7 protein-coding genes are annotated in these 6,006 nt (G+C 38.5%); all 7 read right to left on the bottom strand.

Annotated elements, in window-relative coordinates:
• Window positions 1–133 precede the first annotated feature (133 nt).
• Entirely contained in the window at window positions 134–499 is a 366-nt protein-coding gene (locus AB4180_RS02305; RefSeq protein ID WP_102250265.1) for a VOC family protein, read from the bottom strand.
• 156 nt (window positions 500–655) lie between these two features.
• The gene (locus AB4180_RS02310) at window positions 656–1,276 is read right to left on the bottom strand and encodes a DUF3885 domain-containing protein (RefSeq protein WP_241909282.1); all 621 of its coding nucleotides are present in this window, start codon (window positions 1,274–1,276) and stop codon (window positions 656–658) included.
• Between the two features lie 147 nt (window positions 1,277–1,423).
• Window positions 1,424–2,179, bottom strand: coding sequence for a restriction endonuclease (locus AB4180_RS02315; RefSeq protein ID WP_102250267.1), 756 nt, complete (start codon window positions 2,177–2,179; stop codon window positions 1,424–1,426).
• A gap of 136 nt (window positions 2,180–2,315) precedes the next feature.
• Window positions 2,316–3,320 carry a DUF4917 family protein gene (locus tag AB4180_RS02320; RefSeq protein ID WP_102250269.1) on the bottom strand — a complete coding sequence of 335 codons (1,005 nt, stop codon included), beginning with the start codon at window positions 3,318–3,320 and terminating at the stop codon, window positions 2,316–2,318.
• Between the two features lie 687 nt (window positions 3,321–4,007).
• Window positions 4,008–4,550 carry a hypothetical protein gene (locus AB4180_RS02325; protein WP_009846792.1) on the bottom strand — a complete coding sequence of 181 codons (543 nt, stop codon included), beginning with the start codon at window positions 4,548–4,550 and terminating at the stop codon, window positions 4,008–4,010.
• 143 nt (window positions 4,551–4,693) lie between these two features.
• Complete coding sequence (locus AB4180_RS02330; RefSeq protein WP_102250271.1) at window positions 4,694–5,242, bottom strand: hypothetical protein; 549 nt, start codon at window positions 5,240–5,242, stop codon at window positions 4,694–4,696.
• A 142-nt stretch (window positions 5,243–5,384) separates the two neighbouring features.
• Window positions 5,385–5,969 carry a hypothetical protein gene (locus tag AB4180_RS02335; protein ID WP_102250272.1) on the bottom strand — a complete coding sequence of 195 codons (585 nt, stop codon included), beginning with the start codon at window positions 5,967–5,969 and terminating at the stop codon, window positions 5,385–5,387.
• Window positions 5,970–6,006: the final 37 nt, after the last annotated feature.

Raw genomic sequence — 6,006 nt, forward strand, 5'->3', positions numbered from 1 at the left:
CTATCTTTTCATATAACGCCCAATTAAGTAGCTGACAACGCTACCAATACACCCAAATCTACCACCAAAATCACAAAAATAAACCGAATTGAAAATGCCAAGCGTTGACAGTCTGCTTGAATTGCTTGTTAGGCTACTTATTCTCGGCAATGCGCCACAACACACCACTAGGATCTGTTACACAAAACTCAAACATTCCCCACGGCTGCTCAACAAGTTCCGTGACCTTTACACCAAACTCTTTGTCTAAATTCAGCTTTAGGATATGTTCATACCAACTTTGGGCATCTTCGACTAAAAGGTGCATCATGAAATTGTTGCTGTGAACCGGTTCATAGAAATCTTGGAGCAAGAAAGAGCAAGAACCAGATTTAAAATATGCGATACCTTCAAACTCAGATGCCATATCAAAGCCAATAATCTGATAAAAGCGCTTAGAGCATTCAAAGTCTTTAGCGGGAACAAAAGACTTTATTTCTACAGTGTTCAGGTTTTCCATTTCCATCTCCGTTTTATAGCGAATGCTTGTAGCCTAACGCCCAATTAAGTAGCTGGAAACGCTACTAATACGCTCAAATTTAACACCTTAATCACTGAAGCTAAACCGAGTTGAAAATGCCAAGCGTTGACAGTCTGCTTAAATTGCTTGTTATATTCATTTCAACAAACTATCCATATAGTGCTTATCGTAATCGAGTAACAACTGGTTTTTCGTTCGATACAGGTCTTCTAGAGCCCATTTACTGCTTGCGGCAACATCTAGACCACGGTCATCATAGAGGTGGAACATCAGTTCTTTGTCACAATTAATTATAAACAGTTGCCCTGCTAGGGTTGATCCACGATCACCAAAGTCATAGTCAATACAAGCCTGAATGATCGGTTTTATATTTAACTCTGATACTGACACACCGGAGATGGTAACTCTTTTCCAGCAATGTTTTTTGTACTCTAGATCTTCGGTATAGATATCTCGATGTTCCGAAAACTCTAAAGCTTTACCACACAGAGGCTCGAACAGTTTAAAGACGTAGTCACTTTTTCTAATTTTCTTCCGTCCATCGGAGAAAATTTGATAACAGATTTTGATCTTATCCGAAGGTTTAAATGCTGCGTCATAGATGCTAAGTGCTCTGCTCATCGCAATTTCAAAATACTCTTCATTATAATTTTTTCGGTCATCATCCAACCATATGTCGACGTCATCAGAGCCTAACTCAAACCTCAAAGCAAATTTATTACAATAGAAGACTGGTTTTTCTAGTTGTATGTTCATTATTTATCTCCAGTTTTCCGGATGAATATAACGCCAAATTAAGGTGTGAACAACGCTGACACCTTACCTAAAGCATTGTGCCATAAACACTAAATTTGAAGTAGAAGCAAAAGTGCCAAGCGTTGTGAATCCCTCTTAAATTGCTTGTTATGCAAAAATGTCACCATCAAAGACAGAGTGGAATTTTTTAGAAATGCTTTGGCTATGCAGAGAGATTTCATCGATCAAATCTCGATAATAATTTGATTGATATTGAAACTCTTCACCAAACGTCGCAGTTTTTCGCTTGAACTCTTCAATGTCAAATACGCTACTAGGTTCCGAGTCGTGAGCAAACTTATCACTACTTAGCATCGCCATAACCATCCCAAACATCTCGTATTGAGAACACAGTGCATCATATTCTTCTCGTTGAGCTTTTGAAAGCTGCTCAACATGCCGAGAGCGTCTAGAGTTAATTGGTTCGATGTACTGGAAAAATGTATCAATGGCTTCAAATATTTTTGGGCAAAAATATTTTTTATACCAAAGCTTAAAATACCTTTGTTGAAACTCAGCGTAAGTAAAGGCAACTATATTTGTATTTTTTATATAGCTAAGCGCACCTTCTTGAAACCCCTCCTTAGAAACTAAAATTCCAATATGACCACCAGTTTCCTGTAGAACTGTCGTGAATGAGTGAACTACATGCTGAGCTACAGGCTTGCCCCAATTTTTGCACTCTATAATGTACTTTATTTGCTCTACGCTATTTCGGTCAACTCCATAGACATCAATTTCCACACTTCCCCGAGGCGTTTTGATTTTTTGCTCAAGTTCAGCACTAATACCTACTTCATTGAGGATTGTGCAAACTCCAATCTGCAAGTTTTTCCAATTGCTTGGTTTTGGGTCTTCGATCATAACCAAATCCTCTTTTGCATAACGCCCAATTAAGGTGTGAACCACGCTACCACACAACTCAACTTGAACACCGTAACCACTAAACTAAACCCAAACCAAAAATGCCAAGCGTGGTGAATCACTCTTAAATTGTTTGTTAAGCGGGTTGATTCCACGCTCCCGGGCTTAAACAGTCAAAGAATACAACATCGATACCACGACCTAAGTAATCAACAATCATTTGATGAACACGAGTACAGTACGCTTGGTCACCTCCAAATACCGAAATTGCAACTCTTGACACATTTGCTTCAGCAATTCGATTTAGTATATGAACATCATGCTCACCAAAGCCCCAACCATAAATAACTAAGCTTTGTCCGACTCTAGGCAAAACTTCACGATAGACAGTATTCAAATAATGACTGTTGTGTATAGCTTTTACCTTTTGGGTTGATGTTCCTTCACTCACAAACAATGGGATATAGTTACCAGTTTCCCATTGACGCAAAATCGAGCGCAATAAATCTCGACCAGCACCTGCTTCAAGCTTTACTTCTTCTTCAAGTACATTACGAGCTAAAACCAAACTACCGTGAGGGTAAAACACTAGTGTATTACGTCTATCCCACTGACTAATCGACACACGGAAACGTTGCCAATCTTCATCAAACTCTCCATGCAAAATACAATCTTTGAAGGTGTGATTATTGCCCCCCCTATTTGCATGCATAATAACCCAATAAAGAGTCAAATCGTAATTGAGCGATAAAACCGTTTTAAAGGAGCTTAAGAAACCCGCAATGTTAGTAAATTGATCTTCAACTTCGTAGTATTCAGGATGAATACTTCTAACTGCATGGATTAGGCATGTTCGAACATGCTCATAAGCATGTCTCGTTGTTGGGTCGGGAATTTCTAACGCTAAATTTACTCGATTTGCTTGCCAAACTAACCGTAAGATCAATTCAAAATCATCAGTTTCAAAGTAATCAAACAACCGTTGAACATGTAACGTAAGCAACCCATTTTCAATAGCATGCTCTCGTAGCGATGAATAAGAAAAGCTTCTATTCACACCTATTGAGGCACCATTACCCAACAATATTGAATCTTGAAAAAAGTCTGATATATCAGCCCAGTTATTAATTACATATGGCATGTTAACTATTTCTCCTTACCCGCTTAACGATTAGCTAAGTGGCTAACAAACCTACCACTTCACTCAATTAAAACACCTTAAACACACGACTAAACCAAGCTAAAAATGCCAAGCATTTGTTAGTCCGTCTTTAGCGCCTTGTTAGCTGATTGCACAATGATACGTGGCATACCAAGATGTTGATTGCTTTGACTTTACGCCCAGCGAGCACAAAAACCAAGCCTTACGTTAGAAACTCAAACACAACCCAAAAAAGTGCTTGGCAAAGAAGAGGTAATAGTAAAACTTCAATCCCAAAAGGTCGGCTGAATTTGAAAAGGATGCTTTCGAAGCAGTTAATGAAATGTGCTCATGAGTATGAGAATTTATCTAGCCTCACAACATCCAAGAAACCGCGTCAAAGAACTAAACGAACAAACCACTTCAGTAAACGAATCAGTTTGATTCACCAGAGATACAAACAGTGCCACTGGCGAGATAGTGATTAGCACCATTCTTTCGTATGTGTAGCTAGTGCGGGAATAAATAGATTTAAACCCTTGAAACTTTTACTCCAGCTAACGCCCAATTAAGGTGTGAAGCACGCGACCACGACACTTAATTTGACCATCGTAAACACAAAACTCAATCCAAACCAAAAATGCCAAACGTGCTGAATCACTCTTAAATTGTTTGTTAGCACTCTGCTCAATTGAACGTGACGAATCTGTATTTTCTTTCCGTAGTTGTTGAAAAACCAACATCTTTACGCATTTCTAATACTACCTTTTCATATTTAGCTTTAGCTGTCTGCTGATCTACACTACCATCCCTTTGAGCCAATTGAACTTGGATATCTAAGAACTCATTCAACGCTAGTAACACTGGGTCGGGTGCCCATAGCCAAGCCTTAGAACACGCAGAGTAAAAATGAAACTTTTGCTCATCGGTTGCAGGGTGACCAGTAATAAAAAGACGTAAAGACTCAACAATGTCCTCATACACCTCTCTTCTTTTTTCGAGAAGTTTGTCTTGCTCGTTTAGTGCTGACTTCAGCTCTTCAAGTTCAGCAGCGCTACGTTGCTTAACCCACTCTACAATTTTAGTAATATCTTCAATATCTTCTTTTGTGGCAGTATTTTTTCCTTTTTCTTTCATATAGCTAGGAAAATAACTCTTCGTAAACCAGCCAACAATCGCAAGACTAATTACACTAAGAATACTAGAACCAAAGATGAATACGTTTTCCAATTTTTACTCCTTGAGTGCTAACGCCCAATTAAGGTGTGAACCACGCTACCACGACACTCAACTTGGACACCGTAAACACTAAACTCAACCCAAACCAAAAATGCCAAGCGTGGGGAATCACTCTTAAATTGTTTGTTAGTTTTCTAGAACAACGTATACGAAAAGTCTGTCCCTTTAATAGGTTGCGATTCGATACAGTTTTTATTGAGTGTCACCTCAAAATAGTCTGCATATTCATCAATAACCTCGTTTAACTCCGACGTTTCAATCACCGGGTGAATACCAAGGGTCCACATACTTCTTAAGTCATCATGTGACGATTTTACTAATGCAACTTTACAAGTGTCTTCCATCATTCCACGAATGCACGACTTTACACTGGTATTTTGCTTAACTTCTAAAGCAATATACTGCTCTAAAGCTGCTCGTTTTTTCCTGAAAACGAAATCAATTGCCATATACTCACGATGGCGTGCTCTCCTACGATCAATTGAGTATTGAAACTCTCGATCCCAGAATGCTAACGAGTGCTCAAGCTGATCTTCCAAAAATACTGAAAACTCAACTTGAAACCAAATTTCCCACCCAGTTATTGGCTTATCTTCAATAACTTGAAAACGTTTTTGGATATGTTTCTGCCCAAAAAACGAGTTAACCAAATCTAATACAAATTCAAAATCTCTACGTTCCATACACTCATAACTCAAATAGAAAACTAACGCCGCGTTAAGTGGTGAGCAACGCTACCACCTAACCTAAACCATTGCACCATAAACACTAAAGCTGACTAAGACTCAGAATGCCGAGCGTTGGGAATCCGTCTTAAACGCTTTGTTAACTGTTTTTAGGCTTCAGGACAAAGTCTTTTTCTCTAGTTGGTCCATTGATTCTATTGATTATTTCATTCGTGAGAGTTAAGTCCCGCTTGATATTTTGCCCATTTATATTGAAGTGTAGTTCTGACTTGGAACCAATAACTAACGTTGATACGTCAAGACTACGCTCTTTTGAACCTTCTACACAAATTATGTTGTTTTGAGCAATTTTAAACAATTCAGATATAGGAAAACGGTACGATTCACCCGCAACCAAACCTCTTTCAAATAAAGTATGGAATAGCCTGTCACCACTTTTTCCTTTTTCATGATGAACATGAACGTTTTTCAGCAAAGTACATGAATAGTTCGAACGTTTGAAAAAACGTTCCTTAACTAAGATCGATATGTCTAGAACGAAAACTCGTTCACTTTCTGAAGTCGCCGTGACCGTTATCTCATCAAGTCCAGAAGTGATAAAAATATTACAAGTCCTACTTAAGCTTTCAGATATCTTATAAGACTTCAACGCAGCGAATGCACTGCATATTGCTGCAATTGTAGCTAAAGATGTCAAAACTAAATTCCAATCAATAATGCCCATACTTCCTCAAAAACAGTTAACGCTTAAGTATTTATCC

The organism is Vibrio sp. 10N.286.49.C3, from assembly GCF_041469545.1.
Classification (GTDB): domain Bacteria; phylum Pseudomonadota; class Gammaproteobacteria; order Enterobacterales; family Vibrionaceae; genus Vibrio; species Vibrio tasmaniensis_A.

Coding starts and splice junctions, on each gene's coding strand:
- AB4180_RS02305 (WP_102250265.1), bottom strand. CDS start 499: ATGGAAAACCTGAACACTGTAGAAATAAAGTCTTTTGTTCCCGCTAAA.
- AB4180_RS02310 (WP_241909282.1), bottom strand. CDS start 1,276: ATGAACATACAACTAGAAAAACCAGTCTTCTATTGTAATAAATTTGCT.
- AB4180_RS02315 (WP_102250267.1), bottom strand. CDS start 2,179: ATGATCGAAGACCCAAAACCAAGCAATTGGAAAAACTTGCAGATTGGA.
- AB4180_RS02320 (WP_102250269.1), bottom strand. CDS start 3,320: ATGCCATATGTAATTAATAACTGGGCTGATATATCAGACTTTTTTCAA.
- AB4180_RS02330 (WP_102250271.1), bottom strand. CDS start 5,242: ATGGAACGTAGAGATTTTGAATTTGTATTAGATTTGGTTAACTCGTTT.
- AB4180_RS02335 (WP_102250272.1), bottom strand. CDS start 5,969: ATGGGCATTATTGATTGGAATTTAGTTTTGACATCTTTAGCTACAATT.